At 44.3% G+C, this 17,198-nt stretch carries 16 protein-coding genes; 6 read left to right on the forward strand and 10 right to left on the reverse strand.

Going from position 1 to position 17,198, the window contains the following annotated elements; genetic code table 11:
* Positions 1-4 precede the first annotated feature (4 nt).
* Both M9196_RS05645 and M9196_RS05650 read left to right on the forward strand, forming a co-directional pair.
* Positions 5-349: a VOC family protein gene (locus tag M9196_RS05645; RefSeq protein ID WP_250616557.1), complete on the forward strand. Its 345-nt coding sequence runs from the start codon at positions 5-7 to the stop codon at positions 347-349.
* Between the two features lie 275 nt (positions 350-624).
* Positions 625-903, forward strand: coding sequence for a hypothetical protein (locus tag M9196_RS05650; protein WP_250616558.1), 279 nt, complete (start codon positions 625-627; stop codon positions 901-903).
* 138 nt (positions 904-1,041) lie between these two features.
* On the opposite strand, the gene M9196_RS05655 is transcribed toward M9196_RS05650, so the two are convergent.
* Positions 1,042-1,620: a nucleoside deaminase gene (locus M9196_RS05655; RefSeq protein ID WP_250616559.1), complete on the reverse strand. Its 579-nt coding sequence runs from the start codon at positions 1,618-1,620 to the stop codon at positions 1,042-1,044.
* A gap of 283 nt (positions 1,621-1,903) precedes the next feature.
* On the opposite strand from M9196_RS05655, the gene M9196_RS05660 reads away from it, so the two are divergent.
* Both M9196_RS05660 and M9196_RS05665 read left to right on the forward strand, forming a co-directional pair.
* Positions 1,904-2,812 carry a dienelactone hydrolase family protein gene (locus M9196_RS05660; RefSeq protein ID WP_250616560.1) on the forward strand — a complete coding sequence of 303 codons (909 nt, stop codon included), beginning with the start codon at positions 1,904-1,906 and terminating at the stop codon, positions 2,810-2,812.
* 252 nt (positions 2,813-3,064) lie between these two features.
* Positions 3,065-3,445, forward strand: a complete 381-nt coding sequence (locus tag M9196_RS05665; RefSeq protein ID WP_250616561.1) for a VOC family protein — start codon at positions 3,065-3,067, stop codon at positions 3,443-3,445.
* A gap of 216 nt (positions 3,446-3,661) precedes the next feature.
* Here M9196_RS05665 and M9196_RS05670 read toward each other — a convergent pair whose 3' ends face one another.
* The 5 genes from M9196_RS05670 to M9196_RS05690 form a co-directional block, all read right to left on the reverse strand.
* Positions 3,662-4,153: an SCP2 sterol-binding domain-containing protein gene (locus M9196_RS05670; RefSeq protein WP_250616562.1), complete on the reverse strand. Its 492-nt coding sequence runs from the start codon at positions 4,151-4,153 to the stop codon at positions 3,662-3,664.
* A gap of 153 nt (positions 4,154-4,306) precedes the next feature.
* Positions 4,307-6,283 carry an alkyl sulfatase dimerization domain-containing protein gene (locus M9196_RS05675; RefSeq protein WP_250616563.1) on the reverse strand — a complete coding sequence of 659 codons (1,977 nt, stop codon included), beginning with the start codon at positions 6,281-6,283 and terminating at the stop codon, positions 4,307-4,309.
* Positions 6,284-6,633: 350 nt separating this feature from the next.
* Positions 6,634-7,623, reverse strand: a complete 990-nt coding sequence (locus M9196_RS05680) for an efflux RND transporter periplasmic adaptor subunit (protein WP_250616564.1) — start codon at positions 7,621-7,623, stop codon at positions 6,634-6,636.
* A complete protein-coding gene (locus M9196_RS05685) occupies positions 7,623-8,249 on the reverse strand; it encodes a magnesium transporter (protein ID WP_250616565.1) in 627 nt (208 codons plus the stop codon). The genes M9196_RS05680 and M9196_RS05685 overlap by 1 nt, the downstream gene beginning before the upstream one ends.
* Positions 8,250-9,067: 818 nt before the next feature.
* A complete protein-coding gene (locus tag M9196_RS05690) occupies positions 9,068-10,288 on the reverse strand; it encodes an OmpP1/FadL family transporter (RefSeq protein WP_250616566.1) in 1,221 nt (406 codons plus the stop codon).
* Between the two features lie 134 nt (positions 10,289-10,422).
* Here M9196_RS05690 and M9196_RS05695 point away from each other — a divergent pair, with 134 nt between their 5' ends.
* Entirely contained in the window at positions 10,423-11,367 is a 945-nt protein-coding gene (locus M9196_RS05695; RefSeq protein WP_250616567.1) for a LysR family transcriptional regulator, read from the forward strand.
* Between the two features lie 177 nt (positions 11,368-11,544).
* Here the strand turns inward: M9196_RS05695 and M9196_RS05700 are convergent, their stop codons facing one another.
* The 4 genes from M9196_RS05700 to M9196_RS05715 all read right to left on the reverse strand — a co-directional run bounded on the left by M9196_RS05700 (position 11,545) and on the right by M9196_RS05715 (position 15,925).
* The gene (locus tag M9196_RS05700; RefSeq protein ID WP_250616568.1) at positions 11,545-13,149 is read right to left on the reverse strand and encodes a BCCT family transporter; all 1,605 of its coding nucleotides are present in this window, start codon (positions 13,147-13,149) and stop codon (positions 11,545-11,547) included.
* Between the two features lie 538 nt (positions 13,150-13,687).
* Positions 13,688-13,825, reverse strand: coding sequence for a hypothetical protein (locus tag M9196_RS05705; RefSeq protein ID WP_250616569.1), 138 nt, complete (start codon positions 13,823-13,825; stop codon positions 13,688-13,690).
* 183 nt (positions 13,826-14,008) lie between these two features.
* Positions 14,009-14,884, reverse strand: coding sequence for a radical SAM protein (locus M9196_RS05710; protein ID WP_250616570.1), 876 nt, complete (start codon positions 14,882-14,884; stop codon positions 14,009-14,011).
* A gap of 240 nt (positions 14,885-15,124) precedes the next feature.
* Entirely contained in the window at positions 15,125-15,925 is an 801-nt protein-coding gene (locus M9196_RS05715) for an SDR family NAD(P)-dependent oxidoreductase (RefSeq protein WP_250616571.1), read from the reverse strand.
* A gap of 217 nt (positions 15,926-16,142) precedes the next feature.
* On the opposite strand from M9196_RS05715, the gene M9196_RS05720 reads away from it, so the two are divergent.
* Positions 16,143-17,129: a zinc-dependent alcohol dehydrogenase family protein gene (locus tag M9196_RS05720; RefSeq protein ID WP_250616572.1), complete on the forward strand. Its 987-nt coding sequence runs from the start codon at positions 16,143-16,145 to the stop codon at positions 17,127-17,129.
* Positions 17,130-17,198 lie beyond the last annotated feature (69 nt).

Consider the following 17,198-nt stretch of genomic DNA (forward strand, 5'->3'; position numbering starts at 1 on the left):
AAGAATGAACATTCACTATCTTGAAGTCGTCACCCCTGATGTCGCGTCTGTATGTAAAAGTTATGAGTTAACTCAAAATGTTCGCTTTGGTGAACCGGATGAAATGTTAGGTGGTGCAAGAACAGGTACGCTTCCCGACGGTTGTATTTTGGGGATTCGAGCCCCTTTGCGAGCAGATGAAACGCCGGTCGTTCGCCCATACTGGCTAGTGGATGACATAGACACAGCGGTTTCAATTGTTAAAGCTCAAGGCGCTGAAATAGCCGTTCCACCTGTAGAGATACCCAGTAAGGGCAAGTTTTGCATCTATATTCTAGGTTCAATCGAACATGGCTTCTGGCAACGGTAAGCATACTCAGTATTGGTTCACGCCACTTAACAAGTGATGACGGCATAATGAAACGTTGAGTTGCTGATATTCAAATAACCAATCTGGTTGGTTATGGTTTACCGTGAGAAGATACGCGAAGCAATGTGCCTTCTGTGTCTGAACCGGTAAAGTCATCGGCCAGTAGAAAAACAAACGCTTCAAATTGATTCGTGACCCGCTAACTGAAGGGCATAGCACGATACGAGTCAATATCGTCAAAATTAGTAAAAATCTTAATTTAAATAGGGGTAGATATGAACGACAAAATGTTTGAAATTTGGCAAAAAAAGCGAGAGCTGGGTTTTGTTACTTGGCTCTATAAGAGCACACTGGTGGCGGTTTGCTTCTATCTGATCTTTAGCAGTATTTTTCAATATTCGGTCATCAGTCAACAGGGTATTTGGGCATTTCTTCAGAGCCAGCTTTCGAATTACGCCTTGTTCACGGCTTTAATCACGGCGACCAATGCAGGGCTTTGGTTTTATCGAGAATCTAGCTATAAGAAAGAAGCGCGTCGTAGAAACCTCTTATAACGAGGCGCTTAACTTTTGTATTGCGAAAAACGACTCAAGAGTCATTCTTTAGAAAGTTATCGTGAAAGTTACTTCCGAGACAAATTAAGTTACTTCCGAGACCAATTAAGGTACTTGGGAGTGACCTTAATTGGCTATCTATCGACGTTTAGAGATAGTTTCTAGGGCATCACCAGCAGTAGAAAAGAATATTTGCGCCGCTAGGTCAATTAACTCTTGGCTGCATGTCGCTTTGCCAAAATGTTGTCGTTCATTAGCTAAGTGTTGCCAAACCGGGGGTAGAACTTCTAACGATGTTTGTTCGGCTTGGTCTGCACTGTCTGACTCCAGTTCTGGGTAGTACACTTGATTGACACCAGACGTCACGAGGCGCAGTGTGCACATCGGGCACGGTTGCCATGAGGAGAAAAGTTGGTACCCAGACATGTCGGGTTGTGTCACATCCGCTAACTTTTCTTCGAGCTGGTTTAGTAACTCCATTTCTGCATGTCGGTCAGATTTGAAGGTGGGGACAAATTGGCGATTCCGCTCAGAGAACACAATCTTTCCATCTTTGACGATACAACCACCCACTCCAATATTCCCTTCTTTGGCCGCTATTAGCGCTTGTTCTACCGCCACTTTTACAAATGGGTCATGGGGAAAGGATTGATTTGGCGTAAAAGCGTTAAGCTGCTGCTCAAGTGATGTAAGGTCGTGTTTATCTTGGTCAAACATAGTCGTGTCCTTTTTTCTCTGAGCTTAAGTCGCCTAGCACTACCCGTCTAGTAAATTAATGTAGCAGCGTCGTAACTATTCAGTATCGCGACAGCAAATGATTGTGGCGTTTAAAAGGTCTCTTTGTCCTAGTGGTAATGCCGAACGGGTAACCTAAGTGGTATGTGAGCGAACCATTAATACGCGCTAACAAATTTACCCAAACAATATTGAGCGATCGTTCAATATTGCTCTAGTTTCCGCTATAGTTGAATGGTCCAACAATTCACAACAAGGAAAGGTTATGAATCCAAATACCGAATCTCAATCAACATCCGCTAGGTCTATCCCTCAAGAAGCATTCGATTGGTATGACGAATATGCTCATGGTTTGATTGATCGCAGAGAATTTATGGCTCGTCTTTCAGGGTTGGCCGTCCTTGGTTTAACCGTGACCACATTAACGTCTGCACTGATCCCTAATTATGCACAGGCAGAGCAAGTCTCATTCAATGATCCTTCTATCAAAGCTACCTATGAAACCTTCCCGTCACCTAAAGGACACGGAGAAGGGCGAGGTTACTTAGTGGTTCCAAAAGAACTGGAGGGGAATGCGCCTGTTGTACTCGTTGTTCATGAAAACAGAGGATTAAACCCTTATATAAAGGATGTAGCAAGACGACTCGCAGCCGCAGGTTTTATTGCGTTTGCACCTGACGCGCTTTATTCGCTTGGCGGGTATCCGGGTAATGATGATGAAGGTCGAGCGATGCAGAAATCTTTATCAAGAGATCTCATTGAAGAAGACTTCATCGCCGCAGCGAACTTTTTGAAATCTCATGAAAAAAGCAACGGGAAATTAGGCGCAGTCGGCTTCTGCTTTGGTGGCTATATCGTGAATATGTTAGCTGCGGTCATGCCAGAGCAGCTTGATGCGGGGGTTCCGTTCTATGGCACTCCTGCCGCGCCAGATTTAAGAAAAAATGTTAAGGGGCCATTGCTAATCCAATTTGCTGGTATCGATAAACGTGTTAATGCGACTTGGCCAGACTATGAGACGGAGCTTAAAGAAGTTGGGGCAGAGTACACGGCTTATATTTATGAGGGGGTGAACCATGGCTTCCATAATGACTCAACTGGCCGATATGCTGAAGAAGAAGCAGAGCTAGCGTGGGCACGTACACTTGAGTTCTTTACTAAAAACTTGTCTTAATAGGTGAGGTGACAGCCTCATTTTTATCCAAACGAGGGCGGGTATGCGAACAACAGGCGTTAGTGGGCTGTTCGCGTACCCGCCCTCGTTCATGTCTACGTTAAGCGAACCATGTACTTTGGACGTTACTCGTTTTCACAGCGGTGGGTGATCGGATTGTGATGGGATGACGAGAATGCGCATCCGCACGAAATTTCAAATCCTAAGCTAAGCTAATAGTCTCGGTTTGCTTTTTCAACTAAGGACGAAATTATGCAATTGAACCCAGTTGGTTGGTTTGAAATTTATGTCGATGATATGGCTAGAGCCAGAAAATTTTATGAGTCAGTTTTCGATATAAAACTAGAGAAGCTTGAAAGCCCCGCCAAAATAGAGATTGAAATGTGGTGCTTTCCTCACCAAATGGACCGTTACGGAGCCAGTGGGGCGCTTGCGCATATGAGTCAGGTGAAAGCGGGAGGCAATAGTACGCTTGTGTATTTTTCATGTGAAGATTGCGCCGAAGAAGAATCACGGGTCCCGAGCAGTGGTGGTGTGGTTCAAGTACCTAAAATGGCAATTGGTGAACATGGTTTTATCAGCGTTTTCAGCGATAGCGAAGGGAATATGGTCGGGCTTCATTCAATGCAGTGATCGTTCTTTGCAATGATTGCTCTTTGCATTGAACGTTCTGTAAAGTGATTGTTGCTTCACAAGTCAATGAATGGACGGGTCACACCTTGCTGTGTGACCGCTCATCGAGGCTAGGCTTTGTGGCTATCCGCAATTCCAACACCAATATAGATGATGCTGTCGTCGGGTATGCTGGCTGAATAGGTGGAAGTGACGTTCCGCCTCACGTTCTTTTAATTAAGCGAATGTATGGCTGAGCCAAGATTGAAGTTGTTGGCGTTTTTCTCGCGGGCCATTTATTGTTACTAACCCTTGCCTGAACGCTTCATCCCAAGAAATTTTTCCTGTCGCTAGGGCGTCAAAAACATCCAATTCAGTGATCAACAATACATCTTGTTCGGTCGGTAGATTGTTGCGACCTGTGACAACTACGCCTTTTCCCGCGGTAAAACGAAAATCACTATAGTGTCCTTTGATTGCCTCAAAAAGAACAAAATCCATTGTTTCGTTGTGTGGTTTTTTTAGAGCCGCTTTGGCGGTAAATAGTCGAAAGTGGTCCGGTTTATTGAGGTTACCGAGTTGGTCATGCTGTCTTGCACTAATAATATTACCAAATACCTCTAATGACCCAGGCTCAGTCACTAAATTGAATCCCGTATCTTGGTGAAGACCACAAGCAAATGTGAGTGAAGAGGTAAGGGAGAGGATGAGTGCAAATCGTTTGAACATAATGACTACCTTGATTGACAGCAGTGATTGCAAATTAACGACGGTTAAGTCATGTCTAACCATAAAAAGGGACCAAAACTGGTCCCTATATGTGTTTTCATCCGTGAAGAAGCCGTTGCCTAAATGGTGGTTCGGCTGGTATTAAGCGGGTTACTAGCGAACGATGAGCATGATCTCTTCTGGAGTCATTGGCTTATCGAAGTAGCTCATGAACTGACCGAAACCTTTGATGTCGCCATTCGAGAACTTGAATGCACCAGATTGTAGATTGGTGCCAATCACTTGTTGAGCGTTTGGACCTGCAATCAAGATTTGGTTCAATACTGCACGAGTCGTGTCGATTTGAACGGCTGCACCTTTCACGGCTTCTTCGTGTAACTGAGCAATACCGTTACGGATTTCGATAGTGAATGCTTCGTTCGTATCGGAGAAGTTGTACGTTAGCATCATGTTTACGTCTAACGTGTTTTCTGCGATTAGCGTTGAAGTCATCATGTCGAAAATCTGCTTGCTTGGCAGTGCAGTTAGAACGTCAACAGAAGCGAAGCTGATCATGTTAGAGAAGTCACGCTTGTTCTCTAGTTCAGCCGCCGCGTTAAGCGCCCAGTTACGCCAGTTGATGTTCACTTGGTCTGCAGCCCATGCTTTGTAAGCTTGTGCTTTCATCTCACGAGCTTCCATATCTTGCTTGTTTACCGTGATTGGGTAAGAAATAATTTCTGCTGCAAATGTGTAGTTCTCAGCTTTAATTGCGGCTTGTGCAGTCGTAAGGATGTTGTCACGACCGCCCATGATCTCTACGAATGCTTTAGCACGTTGCTCGTAAGCCATTGGCTCTAGCTGCCATGGGTCCGCTTCGAAGAAACCGTTGTAACCTACGTAAATCTGACGCACGGCGTGTGCAACAGTGCCGTAGTGCTCACCTAACCAAGGGTGTTCTGCAAGGTGCTTAGGAAGTTTAACTACTTCAACGAGCTCGTCTGGCGTCATACCTTTGTTCATGTAACGGATAGTTTGGTCATGCGTGTATTGAATCGCATCACGGTAAGCTGTGAGTACGTCAGCGACCGCTTCTTTACCTTCAACAGGACGACCGTGAGAGTTAATCATGATTTCAGTGTCGAACTTACGCATGACATCGATGCCCTTGAACCACATTGATGGGTCACGGAATTTAGTACCACGGATGGTGTGAAGGTTAGGGAAATTCTCACCTTGAAGTACTTCAGCCGCGTGCAGGATTTTCTGATCTGGGAAGTAAACCACTAACTCATCTTTAGTTTCAGATGGCACGTTCTCAATGTGCATTTTCACGCCAGCAATTTCGATTTCGATGTAGCTTTGGCTTGGTACCAGCAGGTTTGGTTCGATGAACGAGATAGCCCCTTGCATGAAGCGTGGACCGAGGCCGTCGTTTACTGTGCCGTGCTCGCCTTCTTCTACGTGCTTAGCGCCGGTGTAAGAAGTACGGTGACCAAATAGAGTACCTAGGTTTGAAGACCAGTTGGCGACTGCAGCGGTTAGGCCTTCTTCAGCGATAATTTTTACTTCACCTGATGCCACTTCTTCATCTGTTACCCATGCACGCACACCAGATATGTGGTCGATGTGGTTGTGAGAATAGATGATTGCTTTAACTGGCTTGTCTGTGATTTGGCGGAACTGCTCTTTAACCGATTGAGCCATTTCTACCGACTCACCTGGATCAACAATGATGATACCGTCAGTACCTTCAATCATGACGGGTGTATCTAGACCAAAACCGTACCCAAGGTAAACGTTGTCGTCTACTTTGATGATCGCTTGGTCCATTTTACGGCCATGCTTAGTTAGGATTGGATGAACGTGGTCAGATTCTTCAGTGTAAGCCAACGAGTCGCCTGTCTTAGACACCACTTGGATACGCTCGCCTTTACCCCAAAACATATTCGATTTATGTTCGAATAGCACCTCGCTTTTGTAGCGAGCATCAAGGTCAATGTTTTGGTATTGTGCGGCGTTTGCTGTTTGAAGCTCTTGACCTACTTTTGATGTAGCTTCAACCATCGGCGTTGCAGATACAAACCCAGAGGTAAGCAGAGCGCTGGCGATAGCAATAGGGAGCGTCATTCTTTTGAATGTATTAGTCATGATGGTGACCTTATATTTGGATACAGGAATTGGATTTCTTGCGTCAAATAATAGAGAGGATAAAGGTGACTATCTATGCGCCAATAAGATTTCAACTCATCGCTTTTACGATGATTTATCGTAGTAGTTATTGTGTTTGCGATTTATTTTGATCTAAATCAAGTCGCGAGATGAGCGTGCGGCTGAGACAAAAAATGCCCCGACATTCGGAGCATTTTTTTTGATATGAATGATTGACATCACAACGTATTCTTGGATTTAGATCTGGCCAATAACGCGATCTATCCTTTTACTCACGTCTAAGCGACAGCACTGAAAGTCCAGCGCCTAAATCACAGTATTTAAAGTGCTTACCAAGCACCAAAATATGACTTGTAAGACTGAAGCCTAACCGTTGCTGCGCCGATGACATCAATGAAGCCCCAAAACGGATGCGGTTTTTCAGCAGAAATCCAAGCGGCGCCAGCTGAACCAATTGGGATGTTGAAACCTTCTGGTTCGATAATTTCAAGTACGATGGTACGACCTAATCCATTGCTGTTTCTTACCACATGTTGACCCACACTTTGAGGGCCTTGGAATGGTGAAATTGCGGCTTCGCCAGTACCTGTTGTGAAGCTGTGTACCTTGGCTCTGAAAATGTGGCCAGGGTAGGCGTCAACATAGAACTCGGCAAAGTCGCCTTTTTGAACATAACCGTAAGTTTGATCCGATACACGCATTTCTAAAAACTTTTTATTGGTGTTGTATAGGTGCATGTTGCCCATTACCGATCCTTCAGCAATGTTGACAATTGCAACCTGCCCGTCAAATTCAGCACGGATGGTTTTTTTCTCTTGTGCCCAGCTTACTTTTTGAAGGTCAGCAATAAGTGAATTGAGTTCGGCGTTCATCACTCGTAAATCAGAGTCGTATTTTTCGACATCGCGAGCATTAAATATTTCTGGTGATGTTTCAGCGCGCTTAATATCCCGCATCATCTGTTTGATTTGTTCTTGTTTTTGAACGATCGCAGATTCGATTTTGGCTTTGTCTGCCGCCGAGTTAATGTCGACCAGTGTATAAAGCACATCGTTCTTTTTTACTTGTTGGTTATGGTTAACAGAGATTTCGTCAATCTGTTGACCAAGTACTGGTGACATAATGGCATGTGGCGCTTTGACTGTTGTAGAGTTCGTTAAGTCAACAGGGGCCCATAAGCGAGAAACCACCGCTAAAAGCGCGAGAATAGTGACACCACCGATGGTTGCCCATGTGTAGTTTTTGATGTTCTTTTTAAGAGCACCTGTCGCAAACAGTGACCATACAATTAGGATGTATGGAATCATCATCTCTTTCATTATGCAGCCTCTATTTCTATTGGAGTTGGTTTCATTGTCGGTTGGTTTTTTTCAGTCGATTCAGTTGTCGATGTTTCGCGCGACGCGTTATTTACGTCAACTTTGGTGTTGGTGTTGGTGTTGGTGTTGGTATTATTAGAATGAGTATCGGCAGTGGTGGTGTCTTGTTGTGGTTGTACACCACGGCGAATAACATCACTCAGTGATTGACCGATATGTTTCCAGTTAGCCATCGCGATAACCAAGGCAATGACCCAGAAGGTCTTGCTGATGAAGAGTCCGCAAAGTGACAGCGCAAACACAATTTGTACGTGGGCGCTTTTATGTTCTTTTGCTTTATGTACACCCAGTTCATGCAATTGCCACATGCCGTAAACCCCCGCTAATACCACAGCAATCGTCACTGAGAATAAGTAGCCGGAGAAGTATACGGATTGGAAAAAGTTCATCATCATCTCATTGGGATGATTGTTGAATTGAGACATGTCGATGTCTTGAGAGTGGATGGTACCCAATGGTGCCAGCGCCCATGCGCCAGCGAACATGATAGCCATAAACAGGCAGAATTTAATCAAGACCATTGCCACGGCCCAGACTTTCTGGAAAACGATTTTTATAAAATTCATATCTCAACCTACATCAATAAGAGAAGAGAATTGGCGGCCTATAAGTAACGTTTAAAGACATCTTTAAAAGTAGGTGCCTATTATGTGCGTAGATTGGCGCTCATAATAAACAAAAGTAATCGATGATATTTAAAGTCACTTACTGAGTTCAGACTGCCTATTCTCGGTATCAAGAAGCGAAGGTGCTCCTCTACAAATCAATCTTTGTTATTTTTCGGCAGGCGTAAATGAAGTGGCTATACGACATCCTAATGACTATTCGTGGCGCGCTTTAACCATTACTGACTGACTTGTTATGCCTCGGTTATCGAGAAGGTCTTCCATGAACGTACCCAAAGCGATTATTTTTATGCTTGGGTTAATACTTGATTTGTTGGCAGGATAATAAGAAGAGTTTTACGTTGCATCTACCCAGATTATTGATTTCTTCATATCGTAATTTCGATAGATGCTTATAAATATAAATTGCAGGTTTAATTATTTGCGAGTGTTCAAATTCAGCTTTTAAAAAGCGTAAAACAAATTGGCTTGGATCAATGAAATGGCGAATAAAAGCCACAATAAATATTTGAGTAGAATTGATGGTTTTAAATTTATTTTCTAATAAAGACGTATAGGAAGGGAATAAGAAGTGATGTTCAACATGAGTAGATCGGTACCTTAGACTGGCACGCCATGAGGTTTACCGCACCATAAAGTAGGAGGATGCTCAAAAAAAGACCGAGCGAATAGCTAGGCCTAGAGTTGTGCATCAGTGAAGCCATGTAGAGACCATGGCTTTTAACGATTAGATACATTGGTTGAGCGGGGTTGTTTCTTTATAAGAAGCGGTAGTTGGCCTGAATACCAAAGAAGTGCGCGCTGTTGTCATAAGAGCCTTGAACGCCGATTTCGGGGCTAAGAGCGTAATTCAGTTCTGGTTTACCTAGATCGATGTAATCGTAGTATGCGCGAAGTTCCCAGCTCTCATTTAGTGCATAGGTGGCACCAGCACCAATACGTTTGGTTTCACCCACAGGAAGATCCAGATATTGATGAGTCGCGTCATTTTGAGGAGAGGTTTCATAGCTGATGCCGGTCTCTAGTCGCAAGGTCGGGGTGATCTGATAATGCGTACCAATAGCTAGGTTCCAGACATCGTCAAAGCTACGATCGACCACTTGTATTGAGCTATCATTGACGTCCAGTGTAAGGTCTGTCCATGTTGATAGTTGGTACCAAGTCGTGCTCCACAGCATATCCCATTGGTCATTGACGGAGTGTACGCCACTTATCTGTATGTTCTGAGGCATGATAAAATCGAGCCCCACGTCATGCTTAGTCGCGCTGGCCGTATTTTGAAGATCGCCCTCACCGTAGTGAGCAAGTTCGGACCGGTAAATGAAACCAAAACGGTGCTTCTCGCTGGGTTGGTAAAAGGCACTGAGAGTGTAGCCAACAGTGAGATCGTCTGCTTGTGCTTTGAATAAGTGATTAGACTCGACAATAGGATTCAACTCGCCATTAGCAGTGAGATATTCAGCATTGACCGAAGCGCCCAATGAAAATTGCTCGTTCACTTTATAAGACACGGAAGGCATTAATTGAACGGTCATGAATTCGACATTCTTAAATAAACGCTGCCCAGAAAAGTTATCACCATAATCGATCCCAGAACCACCCTGAGAAGCGAAAGCGAAGCCTGCGTGGAACTTGTCGTTGATAGGGGTGACAAAGTAGAAGCTTGCTATTGGAGCCCAGCCTCCCGCATCAATATTATTATCAAAACGCTCATTTGGGGTGGCGTCTGAATAACGGATGTCAGTGTAGAGCCCTGCGAGGTTAACGGTGAGCTCCGTCTTTTCGAGCTGAGACATGGCAGCAGGGTTCGTCCATGCGGTTAATGCACTTTCGGCTAACGCGGCAGAACCTGCGCCAGCGGTACTTGCATTAAGAGAGCCGAGCTCCGGAAGGAGGTGGGCCGCTGCCATTACTGAATTTGAATGTAGTGCGTTGCTAGCCATCATCGCAATAGTCATAGCAAGGTAATGTTTTTTCATGGGTAAGCCTACTGAAATACTAATTACGCGGGATGTTAGTGTCTCAATCTGCGACTTTAAACGAGGGATTCTTATTTCATTCTATCGGTTTTACGATAGCATAGGGCTCATGGTCGCCTAATGAGTACTGATATATGAGTAATGACATCCCTAATTTCAACTTACTTGCCGTATTTTCTGCGGTAATGGAGCAGGGCAGTTTGAGCAAAGCTGCGGATCAACTCAGTACCAATCAATCGACCATCAGTACCGCATTAACACGTTTAAAAAAAGAGATTGGCCAAGAGCTTTTTGTGAGGAAAGGGCGAGGAGTTGTGCCCACCTCTTATGCCCAAAGTTTGTATGAACAAATTAAAGCACCGATCAATGAACTTAATGGCGTCTTTCAATCGATGGCAAGCTTTGATGAACAGACGTCTGAGCGTAAGTTTGCTCTCTCTTCTCCTGAACATCTCCAGTGGGTATTACTGGATAGTTTTTCAGCGCTTCCCAATAAAAACTTATCGTTAGAAGTGTTTGATCAACCAGACAGTGATAATCGCATCTACGAAGATCTTTTAACTCAAGAATTCGATGCGATGATTGAGATAGTCATTCCTGAGCACCAAAGTATCGTTAGTCAAAAATTGTATGAAGAAGAGTTTGTGATAGTGTGCCGGACAGATCATCCCCGAATCGCTGGTGAGATCAGCGAGGCGCAGTATCTAAATGAGCAGCATGCAGTACTAGACAGGACGCGACGTAAAGTTCGGACACTAAACCATTACACATCTATAGATCTATCCAAGCGTAAAATTGTATTTCATGGGCGTTCGTTGTTCAGTAATATTTTGTTGTGTAGCCAATCGGATTACATCACCGTGGTGCCTTTATCAATGGCAGTGCAGTTCCAGAATAAGTTAAGTTTACAAATATTCACACCACCATTTGAGTATCAACCGTTGTCCCATTATCTGGTCTGGTTGAAGAAGCAAACTAACGATCCCGCTCATCAATGGCTTCGAGAGCAGATTATTCATCGCTCAAAAAAGATGGCTCAGGTGTTAAAGTCGGAAGGTATGAAGTTTGCGCGAGACTGATGTGTGCTGATGTGTGCTGGTGTGACTGCCGAAGATGTCTCTGGTCTTTATAAATTGGATTTACAAGATTACACAAGTGTATTTGGCGCGCACTTCTTCGCTTCATGATGTTAAAAAGGCTTATCGAGAGACATACCGATAAGCCTTAAATTTATGAACTAATCCAACGCAGAAACCTTACGCAGACTTGTTTTCCGTTACCTTAGGTCGATCGATTTCGGTCAACAAGGCTTTTACCAAGCTTATGGAGCCGAGTAATAGAATAAGCGTAAAGGGCAGCGCAGCAATAATGGTAATGGACTGTAGAGCCTGAATAGAGTCCGTTCCACCAATCCAGAGCATCACCATTGCAATGACAGCAGAGATAAACGCCCAAACGACTTTCTGTTTAATAGGGAGTTCCAGTTTGCCACCTGCGGTCATGCTATCGACAACGATAGAACCAGAATCGAGGGTGGTCACAAAGAATACCACGATCAGTGCTACCGCAATGATTGAAAGTATATTGCCAATTGGATACGCGTCTAACATGTAGAACAAGCTGAGTGAAACATCACTGATGCCTTGCTCAACGCCAAGTCGGCCGACTTTGTCGATGATTTGTTGGATGGCGATGCCACCAAAGAAAGACATCCATGCGGTGGTGACCAAAGTTGGTACGACCATGACGCAGACCAAAAACTCACGGATGGTACGGCCTTTAGAAATGCGAGCAACGAACATGCCAAAGAATGGGGCATACGCAACCCACCAAGCCCAATAGAACACCGTCCAGCCATGCAGCCAAGTGGTATCTTCTCGACCAGCGCTTTGGCTCAGCGGAATAATGTTTTTCACATAACCGACGACTGCAGTTGTCAAAGAGTCGAATACCGTGCTGAAATTGAGTACGGCAAGGAAGCCAAGAAAAACAAAAGCGATAATCATGTTGAGGTTACTCAACACCTTCACGCCACCGTCCATGCCTCGTATCACAGAGATAATTGCCAGTCCCATGATGACTAAGATGACAAGCAATTGGAGGAAAAGACTGTTTTCAAATCCAAATACGTGGCTAATTCCACTCGCGGCTTGAGAGCCACCTAAGCCTAAAGATGTCGCCAGTCCGAAGAGAATAACCAGTACGGCCATCACATCTATGACATCACCAACTTTGCCCCAAACTCTTTCGCCCAATAACGGGTAAAAAACGGAGCGCATAGAAAGGGGTAACCCTTTGTTGTAAACAAAATAGGCTAAAGAGAGTGCCGTCATGCCGTAGATGGCCCAAGCGTGGAATCCCCAGTGAAAAACTGCGGCGCCCAGTGCCAGCTCGCGACCTTCAGAGGTATAGGCCTCGACATTTAATGGCGTACCAAACCAATTGGTGAAAAATGCTGTCGGCTCGGCAACGCCCCAAAAGATAAGCCCAATACCCATACCAGCTGCGAACAGCATTGAAATCCAAGATAAGGTGGAATAGTCGGTGGTCGCTTCGTCGCCACCTAAGCGAATTTTACCTAATGGTGAAAAAGCGATACCAACGGCAAATAGCAGCAGTATGTTTGCGCCCCACATGAAGACGAAGTCAAATTTAGAAAGTGCTGCAGCTTTTACTGAATCGATAGCGGCTTTGGCGTTTTCTGGTGAGAGTATTAGTAGTGCGACGACAAAGAGGATAGATAACCCTGCCGATGCGGTAAACACTGTGTTATGGACATCCATACCCCATTTGGTGACGTTGTCCTGACCAACTTGATAATCTGTCGAATCGATACTGTATTTTTTAGATTTAAAACTCATAATTATGAGGTTTGTATATTCGAATGCACGAATACAACGACCAACTCCATGTTTGATTAATTCTTGATTAGAGTGTTAATGCCATATTAATAATGGAGTAACTCATGATGTTATTAGCTAATTAGCTGCGTCATGCCTAATCCCAAGTGGCATAATCTAACACAAAGTAGGCACAAAAGAGACTGAAATGAAGTGATCTTTGTTTCGCCCTCTAAGTAATTTTCGGTGATAGGGTTATGTTAAGGGCATATGTAGACAGGGCTCTTTCTGAAAAAACATGCAGAGATTTCGCCAGGGAAGCGCGTAGTTATGTGGCTTGGAAAGCCTTGGCTTTCTAATTTTAAACTACACCTACATTACTTAACTTTATGTTATATAGTGGTTTTTTATGTGGTGCATTTATCGAGATGGAAATTAATCTCTGTTTTGTAAGTAACTATGTCGAGGGGGATGTTTTAATGGACGACTTGAGCAATAGTTGTTCGTTATGCTGGAAAACAGAAATACAGGGTTAAGTTAGAACTCAATTGTTTTGACTTCAAAGGAAGTGCTGTTTGGTGATCAGTTTGGTCGAAGTCGATGGGCCAACGTGATGAAGTGTCGCGACAGATTGTTCAATCTCAAACAACAAGGGATTGGCAACGCGCCAATCCTTTTGTACTTTCTTAAGTGACATATACTCGTCATCGGAGCCGTAGGCATCTTCTTCGGTAAAAGACCAAATTGGTACACACTAAAAGCATCACGTTCGTTTGAATTTGTGCAATTTACCTACTCTGAATCTTTCCACTTACCGAGCATAAGTTCCAATTTACTAAGCACAGCTTCCAGTTTATTCCCAAGCACAGGCTCCTGTTTATTACCAAGCATAAGTTTCAATGACATTTTTCTTTGTCATCGGGTTATGGTTGATGTGCTTATTAATGTTGTCTAAAAACGGCTGACGCGCTTCGGGCCAAGCACCACGCATGGTGGCAATGTTGTTACCGTGATCGCCCCAATAGAAACATGGAAAATCATCCATGTTCTCGAGCAAATACTTTTCTTCTTCCAATATTTGCAGAGGTGTTGGCAATATAAATTGTCCACTGGCAACCTCGCGTTCAAGCTGACTACCCGGTTGAATGGCTAATGCCATGGGTGCGATGGCATCAGGACGCATGATATTCAAAAGGCTGGTGGTATTCTCAGCGTGCTCCTTTGAGCGTTCACGACCACCTAAACCAAAGATAAATGACGCCAATACTTTTATATCCGCTTCACGAGCCATTTCCATTCCTTTGATGGCATGCTCTCGGGTCATTTCCTTTTTAATGCGCTCTAATACAATGGGATCGCCAGATTCTAGACCTGAATACGCTGTTGTTAGGCCCGCAGAACGAATCTCTTTCAATTCAGAGACACTTTTACGACGAAAATCGTTGAAGCCAGAATATAACGCCAGGTGTTTGAGTTCAGGGAACGTCACCTTAATTCGATCAAGAATCGCAATCAATTTTTCTGTGCGCATCGCCATCACGTTGCCGTCAATTAAAAAGATAGATTCAACGTTAGGGTAAATGGCACGGGCCTCAGCGATATCTTTAAAAATGTCCTCAATATCGCGCACTTTAAAGCGCTTATCATCAAACATAGTGCAGAAGGTACACTGGTTATTACTGCAACCCAGTGTTGTTTGAATAAGAATACTATCCGCTTCCATCCAAGGGCGATAGATTTTACCTTCGTAATGCATAGTAAGCTCCTCAGCTAACGGTTTGTTGGTTAAGTTTTATGTTGTTGGTTAGTCTTATGTTGTGGGGTAAGTGCTGTGTAGTTGCCGAGAAGTGTAACGCTGAGGCTTGGACGTGATAAGAAAGAGAAGAATAGAATCAGTATTAATGAAAATTTAATAATGAAAAGAGAGGCCAAAAAAAACGCTGACCGTTATCTACGATCAGCGTATTTGAAAACATCGATATGTGATTTATGTGATTTAAGCGATTAATGACTCAATTGCAGCGACGACTTTGGCGTTTTTTTCTGCGTTTAGGGCATCCGAATGCGGAGAAGAGAAACGACCTGCATCATTATCAAAGTATTTGCCTGAAGCATTGGAAAACTCATCAGATAGAGCGGCCCTATGCAGAATATCGGCACCAATACTCAAATCATTACCAGCGACACCATAAGCTTCTTTAACAAGCTTACTGCCCAAAAATGATGCCGGGTTGACAGCAACAACCAGTGGGCCTTTACCTTTTAGTTGCTCTGCAAGGTGTGTTGACCACATAGTAATTGCTAACTTCGTTTGTGCATAAACTTGTCCATCAGAAGGGCCGGCGTTGGCGCTGATGAGATCACTTAGACTGACTGTTGACTGAGCGGCAGAAGAGAGGTTAACGATCCGCCCCGTTGTATCAAATAATGGCAGTAATTTTTTCGTCAGTAAGTAAGGGGCAATCGTGTTAACAACGAAGCGAACATCAAGGTTATCTTTTGTCGTGATCGTAGGGACATTGTAGACACCGGCGTTATTAATGAGCACATCGAGCTTGCTGTGTTTTTCCGCTACCGACTTTGCGAACTGCTCTACATCTTGAAGATCTGAAAGATCAGCCACATACCCTTCTATCACGGCGTCACTATTCATCTGTTGTAGGGTGGCTTTTACCCCTTCCAGTTTACTCGGGTTTCTCCCATGAATAAGCACATGGTGCCCGTCGGCAACGAGGAGCTTAGCTGTTTCTAAACCAATGCCATCAGTTGAGCCTGTAATTAGAATTGTTTTTTTCATCGGGTTTCTCCGTGGATTGTAGTAATCGTAGCGAGCGATGTCGGGTGAGAGCATCGACTTAAACGTATTAGGTATTCCATGCTAATGCAAAGTTAACCATTTTATTATTAATAAAATCTTAAAACTGATTATATCCGCAGCCATCTTATCTAATTTTAAACCGCGTCTATACTGGCTCCATACAAACCAGATACCACAACGACAGAGGTTGAACATCATGAAAGCAACGGTTATTCGTACATTCGGCGTAACAGACGTATTTGAATCAGCAGAGCTAGCAAAACCAGAAGTGAAAGCTGGGCATGTGCTGGTGAAGGTTGCTGCGTCAAGTGTTAACACTATTGATATGATGATTCGTGAAATGGGTGAAGCCTTGCCATTCCACCCTCCATTGCCGGGTGTATTGGGAATGGATTTTGCTGGCACCATCGACGCTGTCGGTGCAGGTGTGACCGAGTATGCAGTGGGCGACGAAGTCTATGGGTGTGCTGGCGGTCTTGGTGAACTTCAAGGTTCTTTGGCTGAGTACATGGTCGCGGATATCGACCTAATTGCACACAAACCTACCAATCTCTCGATGCGTGAAGCTGCCGCACTGCCGTTAGTGGGTATTACGGCATACGAAGGTTTAGCGCGTGCTGGCATTACTGCAGGTCAGAAAGTGCTCGTACATGGTGGTGCTGGTGGTGTGGGCCATGTGGCACTCCAATTAGCTCGTCATTTTGGTACTGAAGTCTATGCGACTGGCGCTGCTGGTGAGCAAACCGATTTAATCACTGCATTAGGTGCAACGGCGATCGATTTTAAATCAGAGTCAGTGGCTGACTATGTGGAGAAGTACACGTCAGGGGCTGGTTTTGACGTTATCCTCGATTCTGTTGGTGGCGCAAACCTCAATAACTCAATTGAAGCGGCGAAGCTTAACGGTCAAATTGCGACAACGCTTGCGATGCATGAACAGGACTTAACGATGGCGCACATGAAAGGTCTGTCACTGCACGTTGTCTTTATGTTACTACCAATGATTTATAACGTGGGTCGCGCAGAGCACGGTAAGATCTTAAAAGCGCTCGCTAAGATTGTAGAAGCGGGTGCTCTAAAACCCGTACTTGATGTCGAAGCGTTTTCTCTTGAAGAAGCAGGTAAAGCGCATGATCGTCTGGCAAGCGGTCAAGCAATGGGTAAAGTGGTCGTGAGCCTCTAATTCGTTACTCAATTACCTTTAAAGGCCTGCATTGTGTAGGCCTTTTTGTTGTCACAGCGTCTCCCTTCA

Source organism: Vibrio methylphosphonaticus (assembly GCF_023634655.1).
Lineage (GTDB): Bacteria > Pseudomonadota > Gammaproteobacteria > Enterobacterales > Vibrionaceae > Vibrio > Vibrio methylphosphonaticus.